The organism is Xanthomonas sontii (genome assembly GCF_040529055.1).
GTDB lineage: Bacteria > Pseudomonadota > Gammaproteobacteria > Xanthomonadales > Xanthomonadaceae > Xanthomonas_A > Xanthomonas_A sontii.
This window is the reverse complement of sequence record NZ_CP132342.1, coordinates 4,263,748-4,284,148: the sequence shown is the minus strand read 5'-3', so window position 1 is coordinate 4,284,148 and position 20,401 is coordinate 4,263,748. Positions and strand designations below refer to the sequence as shown.

The window sequence follows — 20,401 nt, the reverse complement described above, 5'->3', positions numbered from 1 at the left end:
CCGCCCATGCGGCCCGCCTCGCGACGCCGCGCACGCTGACGGCGCGGTCGGTATCGCAAGCGATGTGTGTCGGCCTGCGTGGAGGCGGCACCGGCCTTGGCGAACCCGCGGGCGGCAGGCGCGCTAACGCGGCGGCTTGCGCTTGACGTACAGCTGCTTGCGCGTCCGCGCCACCACCTCGCCCTGGGCGTCGACGACGTCGGTCTCGAACCAGCGCAGATGCTTGTCGCCGCCGGCGGTGGCCGCGCGCAGTTCGTCCAGCAGGGCCTGGTCCAGGTCGAACCGCGCGCTGACCGTGCCGCGGCCCGGGCGCACGAACTCGATGCTGCCTGCCTTGTCCCAGACGTAGTAGTCGCGCCCCAGGTTCTGCATGGTCAGCAGCATCCAGAACGGATCGGTCATGGCGAACAGGCTGCCGCCGAAATGGGTGCCCACGTAGTTGCGGTTCCACGGACGCATGCGCAGTTCGACCCGGGCGTGGCGGTAGTCCGCGCTCAGTTCGGTCACATGGATGCCGGCGCACAGGAACGGCGGCCACAGGTTCAGGCCCAGGCGGAACAGCGATGGCTTCATTGCGCGGCAGTGGGTGGATCGGAGTGCGGCAGGGTACCAGACGCATGCGTATGGTGCTCCGGTGGCGCGTCGCTGAGCGCGTAGCCGTCGCGTCCGTCGCGCTTGACCCGGTACAGCGCCGCGTCGGCGGATTCGAAGAACGCGCGCTCCGACGTGAGCGCTGTCGCGGTGGCGCTGTGCACGCCCAGGCTGGCAGTGATGGCGACGCTGCCGTTCGGCGCGCGCAGCGACAGCCCGCGGATCTCCTCGACCAGCGCCGCGGCGATGCGGCTGGCATCGGCGGCATCGGTGGCGGGCAGGATCATGGCGAACTCGTCGCCGCCAAAGCGCGCGGCGACCTCGCGCGGATGTCGCGCATGCCGCGCCACCGCGGCGGCCACCAGCTTCAGCGCGCGGTCGCCGGTGCGATGGCCCAGGGTGTCGTTGTAGCGCTTGAAATGATCCACATCGACGATGATCAGCGTCAGCGGCCGGCCGCTGCGCCGCGCCTCGTCCAGCGCCTGGGCGAACGCCTGTTCGAAGCCGTGGCGGTTCACCAGCCCGGTCAGGGCGTCGCGATGCGCCTGGCGGCGCCAGCGTGCCGCGTGCAGGCACAACTGACCGGCGGCGACGATGGCCAGGGCGATCAGGGCCGCCCCTGGCGCGAACCAGCGGCTGCCGAGCAGCAGCCACAGCAGGCTGCCGCCGGCGACCACCGCCATGCTCGCCAGCGGCACCAGCCAGCGCCGTCGGCGCCCACCGGCGCACTGCGTGCCCAGGCAGGCCAGCAGCACCAGCAGCGTGGACCCGGCCACCTGGGCAGTGCGCGACGACGGCAGGATCGGGTCGCCGCGCAACAGCATCGCCGCGACGTTGGCCTGGTATTCGGGCGCGCTCATCCAGCGCGCATCGGACATCGGCGTCATCACCCGCTGCCCCAGACCGGTGGCGGTGACGCCGACGATCGCCAGGCGTCCGCGCAGCGACTGCGGCGGAATCCGGCCCTGCACGACGTCGACGTAGGACACCTGCGCGAACGGTGCCGACGGCGCGGCGAAACGCAGGCCGACGTAGTCCGCGCGATGCCAGGCATAGGGTGCGTCGGTGGTGGCCGGCGCCGGCGGCAGCGCGCGGTCGGTGAGGGCCGCGGCCAGCGCCGGCCAGTGCGCACTGCCGAGCCCGGCGCGCAGGTAGACGCCGCGCGCGATGCCGTCGGCATCGACGGCGAGGTCGGTGTGCGCCAGCGCCGCCGCGGCGGTGGCGATGGCGGGGATCGGCAACAGCTCCTGCGGCATGTCCGCACCGCCGGCGCTGCCGATCACCGGCAGCACGGTGCGGCCATTGCGCCGCAGCGCCGCGGCCAGGCGCGCATCGTCGTCGGCGTGTTGCAGGTCGGGCTCGCTGAACAGCAGATCCAGCGCCACCCGCTCGGTGCCCGCTGCGCTGAGCCGGTCGAGCAGGCGCGCGTGCAGGTCGCGTCGCCATGGCCACTGGCCCAGTGCCTGCAGGCTGCGGTCGTCGATGGCGATCAGCAGCATGCGCGGATCGGCCGGACGCGGCGCCTGCGCGATTGCCGCGTCGTACAGCGCGTTGTCCAGTCGCCCGGTGATATCGCCCAGGCTCAGTGCCGCGGCCAGTGCGGCTGCGACGAGCGCCACCAGCACGTGTCGCAGCAGCGTGGCGTTCACAACGCCAGCCACAGCAGCAGCGCGCCGCCGGCCATGCCGAGTTTGCAGTAGCGGCAGGGCAGGTCCAGCGTCTGCGGCGTCGAGAACGGCGCGGCCTCGCCGTCGGCGTCCAGGGTCTGGATACGCACGTACCAGGTGCCGCGGCGCGGCCGCGGCAGCGCGACCTGCGGCTGGGTCACGGTGCGTTCGAGCAGGTCGCGGCGGAACGCAGGATCGCGCGCCAGCTGCACCCGGTAATGGTGTGCGTCCGGATCCGGCTGCCAGCGCAGGGTCAGCGTGCTGCGCTCGGCCTGCGCCGGCGCCAGGCCGGGATCGACCGGGGTATCGCTGAGATGCAGCGTCAGCGCCTGCCCGAACGGGCCTTGCCGGCCTTGCGCATCGCGCGAGGCGAGGCGCCAGAAGTAGGTGCCGGGCGGCAGGGGCTGCGGCGCGCGCAGCTGGGTCGCGTCGGTCTGCTGCTCCAGCAGCAGCTCCTGGAACTGCGCATCGCGCGCCACTTGCAGCACGCTGCTGGTCGCCTCCGGGTTGCGGGTCCAGGCGAAGCGCGGCCGCGCGATGCGCAGTTGCTGCTCGTGCAGCGGCTGCACGGTCAGCGGCGGCAGCGGCGTGGCCGAGACCTGCAGCGGCTGCTCGGCGTCCTCGCCTTCCACGCCGGTGGCGGTGACGCCGCGCAGCAGCAGCCGCAGGTCGCCGGCCGGCAGCGCGTCCAGCGCCAGTGCGGTGGCCTCGGTTTCCTGGGCGAAGCGCAGCACCTCGCGTTGCTGCGCATCCACCGCCTCGAGGCGGTAGTGGCTGGCGCCGGCCAGCGGCGCCCAGGCGAGCAGGTAGGGCGGGCGCTGCAGGCGACTGTGCGCCAGGTCCAGGATCGGCGCCGGCAGCAGCGCTTCCTGCCGCGGCGCCGACCCGGTGGCGACCCGCGCCGCCTCGCCTGGCTGCAGCAGGCGCTGGCCGCCCTGGCCGGCGACGCGCACCGCGCCCTGCAGCACCTCGGTGCTGGCGAACGCGCTGTCGCTGCCGGCGCCGACCCGGAAGCGGGTGCCGCGCACACTGCTGGTGCTGGACGGGGTCTGGATGATGTAGCGCGAGGCGGGGCCGGTGGCGGGGATGACGTCGTTGCTGGTGCGACCCTTCTCCAGCCGCACCCGGGTATCGACCATGCCGGTGGCGCCGTAGCGGACGAGCTGGTCGAAGCGCACCAGGCTGTTCTCGCGCACCTGCATGCGCGAGCCGTCGGCGAACTGCACGGTCGCGCTGGCATCGGCACCGGTCTGCAGGGCGCTGCCGATCGGCAGCGGCATGCCTTGCTGCGCCGAGAGCGTCGCCCGGTCGGCGGTCTGCACGCTGATCTGTCCACGCAGGGCGACCAGCCGCGCCGGCGCCGGTTGCACGCGCAGCCAGGCGATCGGAAACCGCAGGCGCGATCCCGGCACCAGCCGCTGCGGATCGGCGACCTGGTTGTGCTGGCCCAACCGCGCCCAGTCCATGCCCGGGCGCAGATACAGCCGGCCGAGATCCCAGAGCGTATCGCCGGGGCGCACCCGGTAGTGCCAGTCCTGCGCCATCGCAGTGGGGGCGAGCAGCAGGCCAATCCAGCACAGCAGGCCGGCCAGTCTGCGTGCGCCTGCCCACGAGGTGCGGGTGGGCGAGGCCATGCGGCGATCGAACTGGTTCACGGCATACATCCGGCAAAAGACCAGGCCGGCGCTGCCTGCGGGGCTGCAGGCGGCGTTCGTCCCTGATCGCGGCATCCTGGGGTCAGGCCGGGTCGCGTCCGTCCGTCCGTCCGTCCGTCGCAGCGGCTGGAGACGCCGTAGTCAGCCGCTGGACCTGAGATTGTAATCTCAGAACAACAGGGCGGACATCTTCCGACGGTATTGCCCGACCAGATCCTCGTCCTCGATCACCCGGAACGCATCGATCAGCGCCTTCTTCGGCAGGCCGTCCTCGAACGCGCGGTCCTGGCGCAGCATCTCCAGGAACTGTTCCAGCGCGGCCGCGTCGTCGCCGCCGACCAGGTGGCGCACGCCCAGCAGGTAGCGCGCCTTGAGATCGGCCGGATCCTGCGCCAGCGTGGCCTGCAGGGTCTCCAGCGGCGGGGCGGCCTGCAGCGCGCCGACGAAGCCCAGTCGCGCCCGTGCCCGCACCGCGCGCTCGTCGGTGGCGAGATTGGCCGGCAATGCGTCGATCAGGGTCTCGGCCTCGGCGGCGGCACCGACCTTGACCAGGGCCAGGGCCAGATCCAGCTTCAGTTCGTCCTTGTCCGGCTCGGCCGCCACCGCCTCGCGCAGGCGCTGCACCTCGGCCTGCGGATCCAGCGGCGCCGCCGGCACCTCCTCGGCCGGTTCCTGCGCGGCCAGCGGCACGATCCCGTGCTGGGTCAGGAACTCGCGCAACTGGCCCTCCGGCAGGGCGCCGGGGAAGCCATCCACCAACTGTCCGCCCTTGACCAGGAATACCGTCGGCACCGAGCGGATCTGGAACGCCGCCGCGATCTGCTGCTCCTGGTCCACGTCGACCTTGGCCAGCACGAAGCCGCCGTTGTACTCGGCCGCCAGCTTTTCCAGGATCGGGCTCAGGGTCTTGCACGGGCCGCACCAGGGCGCCCAGAAGTCCACCAGCACCGGGGTCTGCAGCGAGCGCTGCAGCACGTCGGCTTCGAAGGTCTCGGTCTTGGCGTCGAAAACGTGGGGCGTGTCGGACATGGGCAGTGTCATCGCAGGCGAGAGGACGCTTTGTATGGAGGCGCCGCGGCGCCGATGCAAGGGCGGCGGCGCCACGCCGCGCGTGCCGGCCGCGGCCGCAGCGGCGACAATGCCCGGCTGGAGGCGCCGTGGCGGCGCGAAAGGACGGGAACGGATGGGCGAGGTGAGCGAACGGGTGCTGCGCTGGATCGGGCCGCTGCTGGCAGTGGCCGCGGTGGCGGCGATGCTGGGCTTCGGCGCGGTGCTGCCCGGCTATCTGCCGTGGTCGCATCCGCTGGCCCTGCTCGGCGCGCGCGGCATCCCGCACGCCTGGGCGTTCAACCTGTTGGCATTCGTGCTGCCCGGGTGCCTGGCGATGGCGCTGGCGCTGCGGCTGCTGCGCCGCGCCGGCCGCCACGCGCCCTGGTCGTTGCGCGTTGGTGGGCAGTTGCTGCTGTTGGGCGGCCTGGCTTTCGCCGGCATGGGCCTGCTGCCGCTGGATCCGACCGACCTGGACGCGCGCGCGACCCAGTTGCATGCCAGCGCCTGGTTGCTGTGGGTGGTGGCCCTGGTGGCGGCCGCGACCCTGCTGGGGCTGGGCGCGCGCCGCGATCCGGCCGCGCGCGGCTGGGCCGCGCTGGCGTTGGCGATGGCGCTGCTGGCGGCGCTGGGCGCGTTCGCGCTGGATCGGCTGCTGTCGCCGGCGCTGGCGCAGCGGCTGGTGTTCCTGCTGTGGTGGGGCTGGCTGGCGCTGCTGGCCTGGTGGCCGGGGCCAACGAGGGTCCCGCACCGCGGCTGACCCGGTCGGACTTGCGCAGTCGGCCGTCGAGGTGGGCTGCGGCAGGGTCGATGCCGGCGTGCGGCCCGGCGTCGCCAATCGCGTTGCAGCCGCGGTCCCGGCGCCTGCCAGGCGCCGCCGCGGCGTCCCGCGCCGCTGCCGCCCGTCGCCGGGATTGGAGCGGCTTGCCGCGCTACGGTACCCTTGGCTGCTTTGTTGCCGCCTGGCCCTTGCCCGTTTCCATGTCCGCCGTCGAGCCCACCGCCTACGACCCGCAGCAGGTCGAATCCTCCGCCCAGCAGTTCTGGGACGCCACCCGCGCCTTCGAGGTCGACGAGACCTCCGACAAGCCCAAGTTCTACTGCCTGTCGATGCTGCCGTACCCGTCCGGGGCGCTGCACATGGGCCACGTGCGCAACTACACCATCGGCGACGTGATCAGCCGCTACCAGCGCATGATCGGCAAGAACGTGCTGCAGCCGATGGGCTGGGACGCGTTCGGCCTGCCGGCCGAGAACGCGGCGATCAAGAACAAGACCGCGCCGGCGAAGTGGACCTACGCCAACATCGACCACATGCGCAGCCAGCTCAAGTCGCTGGGCTATGCCATCGACTGGTCGCGCGAGTTCGCCACCTGCCGGCCGGAGTACTACGTACACGAGCAGCGCATGTTCACCCGGCTGATGCGCAAGGGCCTGGCCTACCGCCGCAACGCGGTGGTGAACTGGGACCCGATCGACCAGACCGTGCTGGCCAACGAGCAGGTCATCGACGGCCGTGGCTGGCGCTCCGGCGCGCTGGTGGAAAAGCGCGAGATCCCGCAGTGGTTCCTGCGCATCACCGACTACGCGCAGGAACTGCTGGACGGCCTGGACCAGTTGCCGGGCTGGCCGGAGTCGGTCAAGACCATGCAGCGCAACTGGATCGGCCGCTCCGAGGGCCTGGAGATCCAGTTCGACGTGCGCGACGCCGACGGCAGCGCGCTAGATCCGCTGCGCGTGTTCACCACGCGCCCGGACACGCTGATGGGCGTGACCTTCGTGTCCATCGCCAGCGAGCATCCGCTGGCGCTGCACGCGGCCAAGTCCAATCCCGAGCTGGCCGCACTGCTGGCCGAGCTGAAGCAGGGTGGCGTCTCCGAGGCCGAGCTGGAAACCCAGGAAAAGCGCGGCATGGCCACCGGCCTGACCGCGGTGCATCCGATCAGCGGCGAGCAGGTGCCGGTGTGGGTCGCCAACTTCGTGCTGATGGGCTACGGCACCGGCGCGGTGATGGCGGTGCCCGGCCACGACCAGCGCGATTTCGAATTCGCCAGCAAGTACGCCCTGCCGATCCGCCAGGTGATCGCGCTGAAGGTGCCGAAGAACGACGACGAGCGCAGCTACGACCCGAGCCGCTGGCAGGACTGGTACGGCGACAAGACCCGCGAGCTGGAGCTGGTCAATTCCGCCGAGTTCGACGGGCTGGACTTCCAGGGCGCGTTCGAGGCGCTGGCCGAGCGCTTCGAGCGCAAGGGCCAGGGCCAGCGCCGGGTCAACTACCGCCTGCGCGACTGGGGCGTCAGCCGCCAGCGCTACTGGGGCTGCCCGATCCCGGTGATCTATTGCCAGAGCTGTGGCGCGGTGCCGGTGCCGGAAGACCAGCTGCCGGTGCTGCTGCCGGAGAACGTGGCCCTGAGCGGCACCGGCTCGCCGCTGAAGACCGACCCGGAATGGCGCAAGACCACCTGCCCGCAGTGCGGCGCGGCGGCCGAGCGCGAGACCGACACCTTCGACACCTTCATGGAGTCGAGCTGGTACTACGCGCGCTACACCTCGCCCGGCGCCAAGGACATGGTCGACAAGCGCGGCAACTACTGGCTGCCGGTGGACCAGTACATTGGCGGCATCGAGCACGCGATCCTGCACCTGATGTACTTCCGCTTCTTCCACAAGCTGCTGCGCGACGCGCGCCTGGTGGACAGCGACGAGCCGGCGACCAACCTGCTGACCCAGGGCATGGTGATCGCCGAGACCTTCTACCGGCAGAACCCGGACGGCTCCAAGGACTGGATCAACCCGGCCGACGTGGACGTGCAGCGCGACGACAAGGCGCGGGTGATCGGCGCGGTGCACCGCGGCGACGGCCAGCCGGTGCTGATCGGCGGCACCGAGAAGATGTCCAAGTCCAAGAACAACGGCGTCGATCCGCAGGCGATGGTCGGCAAGTACGGCGCCGACACGGTGCGCCTGTTCTCGATGTTCGCCGCGCCGCCGGAGCAGTCGCTGGAGTGGAACGAGGCCGGCGTGGACGGCATGGCGCGGTTCCTGCGCCGGTTGTGGGCGCAGGTGCACAAGCACGTCGCCGACGGCGCCGTGCCGGCGCTGGACCCGGCCGCGCTCAACGCCGAGCACAAGGCGCTGCGGCGCAAGACCCACGAGACCATCGGCAAGGTCGCCGACGACTACGGCCGCCGCCACAGCTTCAACACCGCCATCGCCGCGGTGATGGAACTGACCAACGCGCTGGCCAAGTTCGACGACGCCGGCGATCAGGGCCGCGCGGTGCGCCAGGAAGCGCTGGAAGCGGCGGTGCTGCTGCTCAACCCGATCACCCCGCATGCCAGCCACGCGCTGTGGCAGGCGCTGGGCCATCCGGCGACGCTGCTGGAGGACGTGCCGTTCCCGCAGCCAGACCCGGCTGCGCTGGTGCGCGACGCGGTGACCCTGGCGGTGCAGGTCAACGGCAAGCTGCGCGGCACCATCGAGGTCGGCGCCGACACCCCGCGCGAGCAGATCGAGGCGCTGGCCCAGGCCGAGCCGAATGCGGCCAAGTTCCTGGAAGGGCTGAGCATCCGCAAGATCATCATCGTCCCCGGCAAGATCGTGAACCTGGTGGCGGCGTGAGCCGGCGCGCCGCTGCGGCCGCGTCGCGGCCGTGCGGCGCGGCAGGTCTCAACCCGCGTTCACGCGGCGTACGGCAGGCTAGCCGCCTGTTGCCGCGCCCAGCCGGCTCCTCCAGACTGTGTCCATGACCCGACTCCTGCTCGCTCTCGTCTTCGCGGCGTCCCTGACCGCCTGCGGTTTCCACCTGCGCAACAAGCTGACCCTGCCGGCCGACACGCCGTCGGTGAAGGTGGTGTCCTCGGCGCCGTACAGCGAGCTGGCCAAGCTGCTCGAGCGCGGCCTGCGCGCGGCCGGCGCGCAGATCGCGCCGAAGGACGTCAACACCGGCGTGGCCCGCCTGGAGGTGCTGTCCGAGCGCTGGGGCGACCTGCCGATCGCGCTCGACGCCGAAGGCCGCGCCCAGGAATACAGCCTGCGCTACGCGGCGATCTTCCTGTTCCGTCGGGCCGACGGCAGCGTGCTGGTGCCGCAGCAGGTGATCGAGCTGTCGCGCGACTACGTTTCCCCGCCGACCGACGCCACCGGTACCTCCACCGAGCGCGAGATCCTGGCCGACGAACTGCGCCGCGAGATGTCGGCCTCGATGCTGCGCCGGATCGACAGCGTGGTGCGCGCGCAGGTGCGCGACGGCAAGGACGTCAACGCCGCGCCGCCGTCGACCGACGGCACGCCGGTGGAAGGCAAGCCGGCCGACGCCACGCCGGCCGCAGGCAAGCCGGCGACCACGCCGCAGCCTTGAGCCTCGCCCTGCTGCCTTCGCCGTCGCACGCGGCGGCCGCGCCGTTCGCCGCAGGCGCGCGGCGTTGGCCGCATCCGCCTGCAGCAGCGTAGGCTGTCGTCATGGAACTGCGCCCCGAACAACTCGCCACCCAGCCGGCGTCGCAGCCGCTGCAGCCGGTCTACCTGATCGCCGGTCCGGAAACCCTGCGCGTGCTCGAAGCCGCCGACGCGGTGCGCGCCCGCGCGCGCGCCGCCGGCATCGGCGAGCGCGAAGTGTTCGATGCCGACGGTCGCGATTTCGACTGGGGCCAGCTGTATTCCAGTTTCAATGCGCCCAGCCTGTTCAGCGCGCAGCGCCTGATCGAGCTGCGCCTGCCCAGCGGCAAGCCCGGCAAGGAGGGCGGCGAGGTCATCAGTGCGTTCTGCGCCGATCCGCCGCCGGACGTGGTGCTGCTGATCACCTGCAACGAATGGAGCAAGGCGCACCAGGGCAAGTGGGCCGACGCGGTCGCGCGCATCGGCACCATCGCCGTGGCCTGGGCGATCAAGCCGCACGAACTGGGCGACTGGATCGAGCGGCGCCTGCGCAGCAAGGGCCTGCGCGCCGACGCCGGCGCGGTGCAGCGCCTGGCCGAACGGGTGGAAGGCAACCTGCTGGCGGCGGCGCAGGAGATCGACAAGCTGGCCCTGCTGGCCGACGGCCAGGGCCTAGACGTGGCGGCGATGGAGTCGCTGGTCGCCGACGCCGCACGCTACGACGTGTTCCGCCTGGCCGAGGCGACCCTCGCCGGGCAGGCGTCGGCGGTGCGGCGCATGCTCGCCGGCCTGCGTGCCGAGGGTGAGGCGGTGGCCGCGTTGCTGCCGATCCTGATCAAGGAACTGCTGCGCACGGCCGCGCTGGCCAAGGTGCAGGCCGCCGGCGGCAACCTGGCGGCGGAAATGAAGGGGCAGGGCATCTGGGAGTCGCGGCAGGCGCCGTTCAAGCGCGCGCTGCAGCGCCACGCCGAACCGCGCCGCTGGGAACGTTTCGCCGCCGAGGCCGGCCGCATCGACCGCATCGCCAAGGGCCGCGCCGACGGCGATGCCTGGATCGCCCTGGAACGCCTGCTGCTGGCGATCGCCGAGGCGCGGGCGGTGCGGTTGTTGGTGGTATGACCGCCGGGAATCGGGAATCGGGAATGGGGAATGGGAACGGCGGCGCTGTGGTCTCGCCGAAGACCTCGCAGCCTGCGGCTGTTGCTTCTTCCCCATTCCCCATTCCCCATTCCCCACCACTGCATCTGATCTACGGCGGCACCTTCGATCCCATCCACAACGGCCACCTGGCGATCGCGCGGGCGGCGCGGGAGGCGTTCGGGGTGCCGGTGCGGCTGATGCCGGCGGCCGATCCGCCGCATCGGCCGGCCCCCGGGGCCGATGCGCAGCAGCGCTGCGCGATGCTGGCGCTGGCCATCGCCGATACGCCGGGGCTGGTCCTGGACCTGCATGAAGTGCGGCGCGCGCAGGCCCGGCCGGGCGTGGCGTCCTACAGTATCGATACGGTGCGCGAGCTGCGCGCCGAGCTCGGCGCCGACGCGCCGCTGGCGCTGCTGATCGGCAGCGACAGCTTCGTCGGCTTCAACGGCTGGCGCGAGTGGCGGGCGCTGCTCGAGGCCGCGCACCTGATCGTCGCCGACCGCGCCGGCAGCGGCTGGGAGCGGGCGGTGCCGGCGGAACTGGCGCAGGCGGTGGCCGGGCGCTGGGCCGACACGCCGCAGGCGCTGAGCCGCGCGCCGGGCGGCCGGCTGTGGTGCTTGCGGCAGCCGCTGCGCAGCGAATCGGCCAGCCTGGTGCGGGCGCGGATCGCCGCCGGCGAGGACTGGGCGGCCTTGCTGCCGGCACCGGTGGCGGCCTATATCCGCGACCACGGCCTGTATGCGTCGGGCGCCGGCCCCGCTGGCTGAATACGCGTCCTGCCGGGGTCGCCTATAATTCGCCCCATTCCATCGAGTTCGCCGCTTTGTCCAGTCAAGCCCACGTCATCAAGACCCAAGTCCCCAATCCGCCGCCGCCGCTGCCGGTCCTGCTCGCCCACGTCCGCGAGGCAGTCGAGGAACTCAAGGCCAAGGACGTGGCGGAAATCGACGTGCGCGGCAAGTCCAGCGTCACCGACTACCTGGTCATCGTCTCCGGCACCTCCACCCGTCACGTCAAGTCGATCGCCGACGAAGTCATCAAGTACGCCAAGCGCCTGGACGTGATGCCGCTGGGCGTGGAAGGCGAGCGCGAGGCCGAGTGGGTGCTTGTCGATCTCGGCGACGTGGTGGTGCACGTGATGCTGCCGCGGGTGCGCGAGTTCTATGCGCTGGAGCGGCTGTGGACGGTCGGCGACCAGCCGCCGGGCGACGACGACTCGGCACGCGATGCCTAAGCGGCGCAATCCCGCGCGCAGCGTCGGCAGCGAGGCGTTGCCGGTCAGCAAGCGTGTCGGCGCGACCGAATCGACACCCGCGACGCCGGCGCGCAAGCGCTTCGACTCCCTGGTCAAGCGTCTGGAGCGCGCCCGTGCGCAGTTGCATGCGTGGCAGGACGCGCTGCCGCGCTGGGAGCAGCGTTTCCACGAGCAGGTCGATCCCTTGCTGCAGGAGCGCGATGCGGCGCAGGTACAGTTGTTGCGGGAACTGGACGCAGCGCATGCCACCTTCAAGTTGAGCAAGCGCGATCGCGCCGATCTGTCCGAGCTCATTTGCGAGTTGGCTGCGCTGTTGATCCGGGACGGCGACAACGATGGCCTGAAGGACATCTACGACCGGCATAGCCCCCTCGGATTCGACCAGGATCTGGCCGAATCCGAGGCATTGCTGACGTCGGTCATCGGTGAGGAATTCGGCCTGACCGAAGAGGAAATGGCGCATATCCACTCCCCCGAAGCGCTGTATGCGCAGATCCAGGAGCGGCTGCACGCACAGCAGGCGCATGCGGCCGGGCGCGCCCAGCAGCGCGACAAGCGCCGCCGTGCCGGTGCCGGCAAGGCCGCGCAGGTCGCCGCCGATCCGCAACAGATGCGTCGCGCGCTGTACCGCAACCTGGTCGCCGCATTGCATCCTGACCGCGAACCCGATCCGCAGCAGCGCGAGCGCAAGACCGCCTTGATGCAGCGGCTCAACCAGGCGTATCAGAACGACGACCTGCTGGCACTGCTGGAACTGCAACTGGAAATCGGCCAGTTGGATCAGGCCGGCATCGCGGCGATGGCCGAGGAGCGCATCCGTGACTACAACGACCTGTTCGCCGCGCAACTGCGGCAGGTCGAGCAGACATTGGCCGGACTGGTCGATGACTTCATGGGGCGTTACGGTCTTCAAGACGAGCGCGCGCCGCAGCCGCAGCGCCTGGATGCGCTGTTGGCGCAGATCAAGCGGCAGGTGCAGGAGGAGATCCGCTCCTGCGCCGACGATCGCGCTGCGGCGCGGCAGGCCGACACGCTGAAGCAATGGTTGAAGCGGGAGCGTGCCCGGCTGGCCGAGCAGGAACTGGACGACGCGATGTACGACGCCCTGCTGCTGGGCGAGCGTTGGTGATGCGCGCCTGCCGCGCGCAGCGATGAAGGCGCGCCTCATCGCCACTGGCGAGCGTGCCCCGGCCTGGGTGGCGCAGGGCTTCGCCGAGTACCGCAAGCGGCTCTCGCACTGGTTGCCGCTGGATCTGGTCGAGATCGAGCCTGGACTGCGCGGCAAGGGCCGCGATGCGCAGCGCGCGATCGAGGACGAAGGCCGCCGGGTCCTGGCGGCGCTGCCGAAGAATGCGCTGGTAGTGGCGCTGGACGTGCCCGGCAAGCAACACAGTTCCGAGCAACTGGCGCAGCGCATGGAGCACTGGCGCGGACAGGGGCGCGATCTGGCGTTCCTGATCGGCGGTCCCGAAGGCCATTCGCCGGAGGTGCTGGCGGTCGCCAGCGAATCCTGGTCGCTGGGGCCGCTGACCCTGCCGCACATGCTGGTGCGGCTGGTGGTGGCCGAGCAGTTGTACCGTGCGGCGGCGATGCTGGCCAATCATCCTTACCATCGCGCCTGATCGCCTGATCGCCTGATCGCGGATCGCGGATCGCGGATCGCGGATCGCGTGCGCGTGGCGGCAATGCGTGCGTGATGCCGATGCTGGCGCACCGCTCAGGCAACAAAAAAAGCCCGGGCTTTCGCCCGGGCTTTTCGTTACGGCCTTGCGACGTTCGCGATCAGTTGAACGTGTACTTCGCACCCACCGTGAAGTAGCGGCCGATCGCACCGCTGAAGTGCAGCGGGTTGTAGTTGACCGCACCGTAGGTGGTCGGATCCAGCGGCGCGATCCGGTCGAACACGTTCTGCACCGACGCGTTCAGTTCGAACGCCTCGGTGATGTTCCAGCGGCCCGACAGATCGAAGGTGGTGAACGAGGCGATCTTCTTGACCGGCGTACCGTCGGCGTAGAACGCCTGGTAGTCGCCACCGCGGCGATCCTTGTTCTCGATGCTGTCGATGTAGTTCACCACACCGCTCACGCTCCAGCTGCCCTGCTTCCAGGTGGTGCCGAAGTTGATGCGGTCCTGCGGCGTGCCGATGCAGTTGGTCACGTCGCAGTTGCCGTGCGTGCCCACGTAATCGACGGTGGTGTCGCCTTCGGTGCGCTCGAACTTGAGCAGGTGGCTCCACTGCGCATCCAGCTCCAACTGGCCGGGACCGATCTCGAAGGTCTGGCGGATGTCGGTGTCGATGCCGCGCACCCGCGAGGAGTTCGCGTTCACGTAGCCGGTGTTGACCGCCAGGATGGTGCCGCTGTTGGCGACGCCGCCGATGTTGTTGCTGTCGCGCAGGACGTTGCCGGCGGCGATCGCGTCGGCGGTGCTGCCCTGGGCGATCTCGTTGGTGCGCTTGATCTCCCAGCCGTCCACGGTCAACGAGGTCGTCGAGGTCGGCTGCAGCACGAAGCCCACCGAGTAGCTCTTGGACTCCTCGGGCTTCAGCGCCGGGTTCGGACGGGTGATGATCGCCACCGAGCGCGCGGTGCACTCGTTGGCTGGATCGATCGCGCAGCGCACCGGATCGCGGGCGTTGGAGAACGCGGCCAGGCCGCCGTCGCCGTTCTCGGCCGGATTCGGCGCACGGAAGCCTTCGGCGTAGCTGGCGCGCAGCGCGATCCAGTTGGCCGGGGTCCACTTCACGCCCAGCTTCGGCGTGGCCTTACCGTCGCCGCCGTCGTACTTGTCGTAGCGCAGCGCCGCCGACAGTTCCAGTTGCTCCAGCACCGGTGCCGACAGTTCGACGTGCGCGGCATAGACGTTCTGGGTGCCGTCGTAGGCCGAGTAGCCCAGGCCGATGATGTCGCCGATATCGGTGTAGGTCTGCGGGGTCAGGCTGTTGCTGGTCTTGCGCCATTCCGCGCCCAGCGCCAGGCCCAGCGGCCCGCCCTTGAGGTCCATCAGGCTGCGCGAGACGGTGAAGTCGAACATGTCCAGTTCGGACTTGGCACGTGCGCTGATGGTCGGCGAGATGTAGTCGTAGAGCGCCTGCGAGTTGAGGTTGGCGTTGTCGCCGATCCGCCAGGTACCGGCCGGGCAGGCCGGGTTGCCGAGCACGCAGCGCACGGCGCTGTAGCGCAGGAAGCCGGTGCGCTTGTTGACCAGGTTGGTACCCGAGTGCAGGTAGCCGGTGTCGTAGCTCCAGTCGCCCCAGTTGCCCTTGACACCGACCAGGAAGCGGTTGAACTCGTTGGTGTTGTCGGTGACGCGCGGGCCCACGTCCCAGGCGCTGTAGCGCAGGCGCGCGGCGTAGGGCAGGGGATTGTCGGGATGGCCGGCGTAGAGCACGGTGGCGCCGGCGCCGCTGTTGGCGTTGACCGGGCCACCCGGGTAGCCCCAGCCGCCGGATACGCCGGAAGGGGTATTGGAGAACACGGTGTTCTTCTTCGAGTAGCCGATCTCGGTGTAGATCTCGCCGCCCTCGCCGAAGGCGAAGCTGGCGCGGCCGAACACGTTGACGTACTTCTCCTCGGGGGTCAGATCGCGGAACTGCTGTGCCGGATCCCACAGGCAGCCCTGCGCCTGCGCGGTGGCGTCGCTCTGGCCGGGGATGGTGGTCAGGCCGGCGCAGCCGGGCAGTGCCACCAAGCGGCCGGCGGTGTTGAACACCGAGCCATTGGGGCCGGTGCCGCCGGCGGTGCCGCCGCTGAGATAGGCGCCGCCGAGGAACTGCGCATCCTGTGCCGCATAGCCCCAGCGGCGGATGTCGCCGGTGCCGATCCACTTGCGGTCCTTGCGGTCGCTGATCTTGATCGCGTCGGTCTTGCCCACGTCCAGGCTGAAGAACGCGTTCCAGCCATCGCTGGCGAGGTCGCCGGTACCGGCGGTCAGGGTGGCCTTGCGCGCGTCGCCATCGCCGTCGCCGGAGAGGCCGTAGGAGCCGCGCAGGATCGCGCCCTGGAAGTCGCTGCGCAGGATGATGTTGACCACGCCGGCGATGGCATCGGAGCCATAGATCGCCGAGGCGCCGTCCTTCAGCACTTCGACCCGCTCGACCGCGTCCAGCGGGATGGTGCTCAGGTCGGTGAAGACCTTCTGGCCGTCGTCGGCCAGGCCGTAGGTGGCCATGCGTCGGCCGTTCAACAGCACCAGGGTGGAACCGGCGCCCAGGCCGCGCAGCGAGATGCCGGCGCCGCCGCCGGCGAAGCCGTTGCCGAAGGTCTTCGGGATCGAGCCGGCGCCGTCGGCGGTCAGGGTCTGCAGGTATTCGGCCAGCGAGGTCTTGCCGGTGCGGTCGATCTCCTGGCGGGTCACCACCTGCACCGGCGACGGGGTCTCGGTGTCGGTGCGCGGGATATTGGAGCCGGTGACCGTGATGCGGTCGAGATTGGTGGCTGCTTCCTGGGCGAAGGCGGCGGGGCCTGCGAGGGCGGCGAGCACGCCAGCGACGGAGGCACACAGCAGCGTACGGCGGGTTGCACGCCGTTGGGTCGAAATGTTCACAGTTTCTCTCCTAACTGGAAACGCAGATTGTGTCTTTCTGACGAAAGTGCCGACCTTTTGACGGCCGGCTGGTTCCCATCTAGGTGTATCTATCGTGAACAAATGGTGAATTTTTGCGTAACGCGCACGGCCGGGCGGTGCCCGGCCGGCGCATTGCAGCCCTCAGCGATCCATCGAAAAATCGACCGGTACCAGCCCGTACGCCTGCACCGGCGTGCCGTTCTGCAGCGCCGGCTTGAACGCCCAGCGCTTGAGTACCTGGTCGCGTGCGGCCTGGTCCAGCACCCGGTGGCCGCTGCTCTTCTCCACAGTGACCTGCAGCGGTTGCCCGTCGGTGCCGACCAGCACCCGCAGCAGCACGCTGCCCTGCAGGCGATCGCGCAGCGCGTCGCGCGGATACGGCGGCGCCGGCGCGCGCAGGTACTGCAACTGCATGCCGTCCACCGGTGCGCTCACGCTCGCCGGCGGCAGGCTGGGCGCGGCGATGCTGGGCGCGGGGTCGACGTTGGGCGCGGTGTCCAGCACCACCGGGCTGCTGTCGAACAGCGGCGCCGGCGTCGGGGTCGGCACCGGGACTGCGGTCGGCGTGCGCGGTTGCGTCGGCGTCTGCTTCTCGATGGTGGGAAAGACCGGCGGCGGCGGGGTGACCTGGACCACCACGGGTTGCTGCCAGCGCGGCTGCACCTGCGCCGGTTCCGGTGGCGCGGTCACGTGCGAGAGCGGAAGCAGCAGCAACAGGGCGGCCAGCACGTGCAGGGCGATCGCGGTGCTGTAGGCCAGGACCCGGGACAGGTCGATGCGGAAGGACGGGGCGGGGAGTTGCGTGCGAACCATGGATCCACCTCTGCGATAGGAGTGTCGTGGACTGCGGTACCGGAAAACGCACGGGGGCGACGGATGGGGTCATCGCGCCCGTCCGCGTTTCGACAGTGCGCCGGTCGCGGGCACTTTGGCAAGAGGCGGCGGCGATCGAGGCCGGGTGCCGTATTGGCGAGGGGCGCTGCGGCGGACCGAAAACGACGACGGCGCCCGCAGGCGCCGTCGCGAAGGAGGGGGCGGACCGGGCTTACTTGCCCAGTTCGAACACCACATCCAAGTTGACCGAGACGCTGCTCTCGCCGGGCGCGACCGGGGTGCTGTCCATCTCCGCCTTCATCGCCATCGCGCGCATCATCGGCATCGGCGGGCGTACGCCGCCGCTGCTGCCTTCGGAGATGCTGACGATGCGCCGCACGTGCAGGCCCAGCGCCTTGGCGTAGGTCTGCGCGCGTGCCTGCGCCTTCTTCAGCGCATCGACCCGGGCCAGGTCGTACAGCGGTTCCGGGTCGTCGATCTCGAAGGTGGGGCCGTTGATCTGGTTGGCGCCCTGTGCGGCCAGCGCGTCGAGCACCTTGCCGAGCTTGGCGATGTCGCGCACCTTGAGGTTCACCGAGTTGTTGGCCTGGTAGCCGATGATCTGCGGCGCCTGGTTCTCGGCGTACTTGTACTGCGGGTTGAGGCTGACCCCGCTGGTCTGCACGTCCTTGTCGGCGATGCCGGCGGCGCGGATCGCGGCCAGTACCTTGGTCATCTGCTCGGCGTTCTGGCGCATCGCCGCGGCGCTGTCGGTGGCCTGGGTGACCACGCCGGCGGAGATGGCGGCGACGTCGGGCGCGCGCTTGGCCTCCGCCTGCGCGGCGATGTTGAGCAGGGTGCCGTCGGCGGGCACGGCGTAGCCGGGCGCGGCGGATTGGGCGTGGGCGGTCATCGTGCCTCCTAGGGCGAGGGACAGGGCCAGCAGCAGCGGGCGGACGGACAATGCGCGCATCGATGTTCTCCTTGTGAAGATTGGGCGAGGGTGTTGCCGCGACGATGAACGCGTCGTGATCTTCGCCGGGGTCGAAGCGATCGTCCCGCAATTAGCGATCGTTCAGTCAGTCCGGTCGGGTTATCCTTCGGCCATGCTGTATCTCGCGTCCCGTTCCCCTCGCAGAAACGAACTGCTGACCCGCCTCGGCGTGCCGTTCCGGATCCTCGACCTCGAGGTGCCGGAAGTGCGCGCGGCCGACGAGTCGGCGCAGGCCTATGTGCGCCGGGTGGCGCTGGACAAGGCCCGTGCCGGCTTGGCGCAACTGGCCGACGCCGCCGACGCGGTGGTGCTCGGCGCCGACACCGAGGTGGTGCTGGACGATCGCGTGTTCGGCAAGCCGGCCGACGCCGAGGATGCGGCGGCGATGCTGGCGGCCCTGTCCGGGCGCACCCACCAGGCGATGACCGCGGTGGCGCTGGTCGCCGCCGGCCGCGAAGAGCTGGTTCTGGTGCCCACGGCGGTGACCTTCGCCGCGTTGTCCGCGCGCGACATCGCCGACTACGTGGCCAGCGGCGAGCCGATGGGGCGGGCCGGCGCGTATGCGATCCAGGGCGGCGCCGAGCGTTTCGTCAGCCGTCTCGACGGCAGTTATTCCGGGGTGATGGGCCTGCCCCTGCACCAGACCCACCACCTGCTGCGCACCTTCGGAGTGCTGTGATGTCGCAAGAGATCCTGGTCAACGTCACACCACGCGAGACCCGGGTGGCCGTCATCGAGAACGGCATGCTGCAGGAGCTGCACATCGAGCGCGGCTGGCGCCGCGGCGTGGTCGGCAATATCTACAAGGGCCGCGTGCAGCGGGTGATGCCGGGCATGCAGGCGGCCTTCGTCGAGGTCGGGCTGGAGCGCGCGGCGTTCCTGCACGCCAACGACGTGGTGCGGCCGGCGCCGGTGGGCAACGGCGACACCGAGGAGGCGACGCCATTGCCGGTGTCGGCGGCGGTGCCGATCGTGGAACTGCTGCGCGACGGCCAGGACATCGTGGTGCAGGTGGTCAAGGACCCGATCGGCAGCAAGGGCGCACGGCTGACCACGCAGATCAGCATCCCCTCGCGCTACCTGGTGCTGCTGCCGCAGTCGCGGGTGATCGGGGTGTCGGCGCGGATCGAGGACGAGGCCGAACGGCAGCGACTGAAGACCCTGGTCGCCGACCTGGCCGCCAGCCACGGCGGTTTCGGCTACATCATCCGCACCAATGCCGAGGGCCAGCCGGCCGAGGCCCTGGCCGAAGACATCGCCTACCTGTCGCGGGTCTGGAACGTGGTCGAGCGGCGCGGCCGCGACGGCGCCCCGGCCAGCATCATCTATGAGGACCTTAGCCTGCCGCTGCGCGCGGTGCGCGACCTGATCCGCAAGGACGTGGAGAAGGTCAAGGTGGATTCGCACGAGACCTTCGAACGGCTGCAGGCCTTCGTCGCCAAGTACATGCCGGTGCTGGCCGAGCGCCTGGAGCTGTACACCGGCGACCGTCCGATCTTCGACCTGTACGGGGTCGAGGACGAGATCGCCCGCGCGCTGGACAAGCAGGTGCCGCTGAAGTCCGGCGGCTACCTGGTCATCGACCAGACCGAGGCGATGACCACCATCGACGTCAACACCGGCTCGTTCCTGGGCCAGCGCAACCTCGAGGAGACGGTGTTCCGCACCAACCTGGAGGCGGCGCAGGCGGTGGCGCGGCAACTGCGGCTGCGCAACCTCGGCGGTATCATCATCATCGACTTCATCGACATGGACGACGCCGAGCACCGCCGCCAGGTGCTGCGCACGCTGGAGAAGGCGCTCTCGCGCGACCATGCCAAGACCACGGTGTACGAGTTCTCGCCGCTGGGCCTGGTGGAGATGACCCGCAAGCGCACCGTGGAGAGCCTGGAGCGGCAGCTGTCCGAACCGTGCCCGGAATGCAGCGGGCGCGGCTCGATCAAGACCGCCGAGACCGTGACCTACGAGATCTTCCGCGAGATCACCCGCGCGGTGCGCCAGTTCGACGCGGCGCGGCTGCTGGTGATCGCCTCGACCAAGGTGGTGGCGCGCATCACCGACGAGGAATCGGCGGCGGTGGCCGAGCTGGAGGAATTCCTCGGCAAGACCATCCGCTTCCAGGCCGACGAACAATACCTGCAGGAGCAGTTCGACGTGGTGTTGTTGTGAGGCCGGGAATCGGGAGTCGGGAATGGGGAATGGGGGAAGAGCGCGCTGTTCGCGCTGACGCATCCCTGGATTCCTCGGCCGAATTTCACACGGCAATGAGCAGTTCGCGCTCTGCTGTTGCGAT

At 70.4% G+C, this 20,401-nt stretch carries 17 protein-coding genes; 10 read left to right on the top strand and 7 right to left on the bottom strand.

Annotated elements, in window-relative coordinates; genetic code table 11:
- Positions 1-123 precede the first annotated feature (123 nt).
- The 4 genes from RAB70_RS17985 to trxA all read right to left on the bottom strand — a co-directional run bounded on the left by RAB70_RS17985 (position 124) and on the right by trxA (position 4,942).
- Positions 124-573 (bottom strand): DUF4442 domain-containing protein, encoded by a 450-nt coding sequence (locus RAB70_RS17985; protein ID WP_148827570.1) that lies wholly within the window; start codon positions 571-573, stop codon positions 124-126.
- Positions 570-2,240, bottom strand: a complete 1,671-nt coding sequence (locus RAB70_RS17980; RefSeq protein WP_148827569.1) for a CHASE2 domain-containing protein — start codon at positions 2,238-2,240, stop codon at positions 570-572. Before RAB70_RS17980 ends, RAB70_RS17985 begins: the two co-directional genes overlap by 4 nt.
- A complete protein-coding gene (locus tag RAB70_RS17975; RefSeq protein ID WP_225851511.1) occupies positions 2,237-3,913 on the bottom strand; it encodes a FecR domain-containing protein in 1,677 nt (558 codons plus the stop codon). The genes RAB70_RS17980 and RAB70_RS17975 overlap by 4 nt, the downstream gene beginning before the upstream one ends.
- A 168-nt stretch (positions 3,914-4,081) precedes the next feature.
- Positions 4,082-4,942 (bottom strand): thioredoxin, encoded by an 861-nt coding sequence (gene trxA / locus RAB70_RS17970; RefSeq protein WP_230979378.1) that lies wholly within the window; start codon positions 4,940-4,942, stop codon positions 4,082-4,084.
- Between the two features lie 154 nt (positions 4,943-5,096).
- Here trxA and RAB70_RS17965 point away from each other — a divergent pair, with 154 nt between their 5' ends.
- From RAB70_RS17965 to rlmH, 8 genes are all read left to right on the top strand, one after another.
- Positions 5,097-5,720, top strand: a complete 624-nt coding sequence (locus tag RAB70_RS17965) for a DUF998 domain-containing protein (RefSeq protein ID WP_148827567.1) — start codon at positions 5,097-5,099, stop codon at positions 5,718-5,720.
- Between the two features lie 221 nt (positions 5,721-5,941).
- Entirely contained in the window at positions 5,942-8,584 is a 2,643-nt protein-coding gene (gene leuS, locus RAB70_RS17960) for a leucine--tRNA ligase (protein ID WP_148827566.1), read from the top strand.
- 124 nt (positions 8,585-8,708) lie between these two features.
- Positions 8,709-9,323, top strand: coding sequence for an LPS assembly lipoprotein LptE (gene lptE, locus RAB70_RS17955; RefSeq protein WP_148827565.1), 615 nt, complete (start codon positions 8,709-8,711; stop codon positions 9,321-9,323).
- 101 nt (positions 9,324-9,424) lie between these two features.
- Positions 9,425-10,459, top strand: coding sequence for a DNA polymerase III subunit delta (holA, locus tag RAB70_RS17950; protein ID WP_148827564.1), 1,035 nt, complete (start codon positions 9,425-9,427; stop codon positions 10,457-10,459).
- A gap of 23 nt (positions 10,460-10,482) precedes the next feature.
- Positions 10,483-11,247, top strand: coding sequence for a nicotinate-nucleotide adenylyltransferase (gene nadD, locus RAB70_RS17945; RefSeq protein ID WP_225851510.1), 765 nt, complete (start codon positions 10,483-10,485; stop codon positions 11,245-11,247).
- 56 nt (positions 11,248-11,303) lie between these two features.
- Positions 11,304-11,714: a ribosome silencing factor gene (gene rsfS / locus RAB70_RS17940; RefSeq protein ID WP_043092642.1), complete on the top strand. Its 411-nt coding sequence runs from the start codon at positions 11,304-11,306 to the stop codon at positions 11,712-11,714.
- Complete coding sequence (locus tag RAB70_RS17935) at positions 11,707-12,864, top strand: J domain-containing protein (RefSeq protein WP_225851509.1); 1,158 nt, start codon at positions 11,707-11,709, stop codon at positions 12,862-12,864. The genes rsfS and RAB70_RS17935 overlap by 8 nt, the downstream gene beginning before the upstream one ends.
- A 22-nt stretch (positions 12,865-12,886) precedes the next feature.
- The gene (rlmH, locus tag RAB70_RS17930) at positions 12,887-13,357 is read left to right on the top strand and encodes a 23S rRNA (pseudouridine(1915)-N(3))-methyltransferase RlmH (RefSeq protein WP_010340439.1); all 471 of its coding nucleotides are present in this window, start codon (positions 12,887-12,889) and stop codon (positions 13,355-13,357) included.
- Between the two features lie 160 nt (positions 13,358-13,517).
- On the opposite strand, the gene RAB70_RS17925 is transcribed toward rlmH, so the two are convergent.
- From RAB70_RS17925 to RAB70_RS17915, 3 genes are all read right to left on the bottom strand, one after another.
- Positions 13,518-16,280, bottom strand: a complete 2,763-nt coding sequence (locus RAB70_RS17925) for a TonB-dependent receptor (protein WP_148827563.1) — start codon at positions 16,278-16,280, stop codon at positions 13,518-13,520.
- Positions 16,281-16,442: 162 nt separating this feature from the next.
- Positions 16,443-17,114 carry an energy transducer TonB gene (locus RAB70_RS17920; protein ID WP_148827562.1) on the bottom strand — a complete coding sequence of 224 codons (672 nt, stop codon included), beginning with the start codon at positions 17,112-17,114 and terminating at the stop codon, positions 16,443-16,445.
- A 232-nt stretch (positions 17,115-17,346) separates the two neighbouring features.
- Complete coding sequence (locus tag RAB70_RS17915) at positions 17,347-18,087, bottom strand: SIMPL domain-containing protein (RefSeq protein WP_148827561.1); 741 nt, start codon at positions 18,085-18,087, stop codon at positions 17,347-17,349.
- A gap of 133 nt (positions 18,088-18,220) precedes the next feature.
- Here RAB70_RS17915 and RAB70_RS17910 point away from each other — a divergent pair, with 133 nt between their 5' ends.
- Together RAB70_RS17910 and rng are read left to right on the top strand one after the other, a co-directional pair.
- Positions 18,221-18,787 carry a Maf family nucleotide pyrophosphatase gene (locus RAB70_RS17910; protein WP_148827560.1) on the top strand — a complete coding sequence of 189 codons (567 nt, stop codon included), beginning with the start codon at positions 18,221-18,223 and terminating at the stop codon, positions 18,785-18,787.
- Positions 18,787-20,277 (top strand): ribonuclease G, encoded by a 1,491-nt coding sequence (gene rng, locus RAB70_RS17905; protein WP_010340444.1) that lies wholly within the window; start codon positions 18,787-18,789, stop codon positions 20,275-20,277. The genes RAB70_RS17910 and rng overlap by 1 nt, the downstream gene beginning before the upstream one ends.
- The last annotated feature ends 124 nt before the right edge of the window (positions 20,278-20,401 follow it).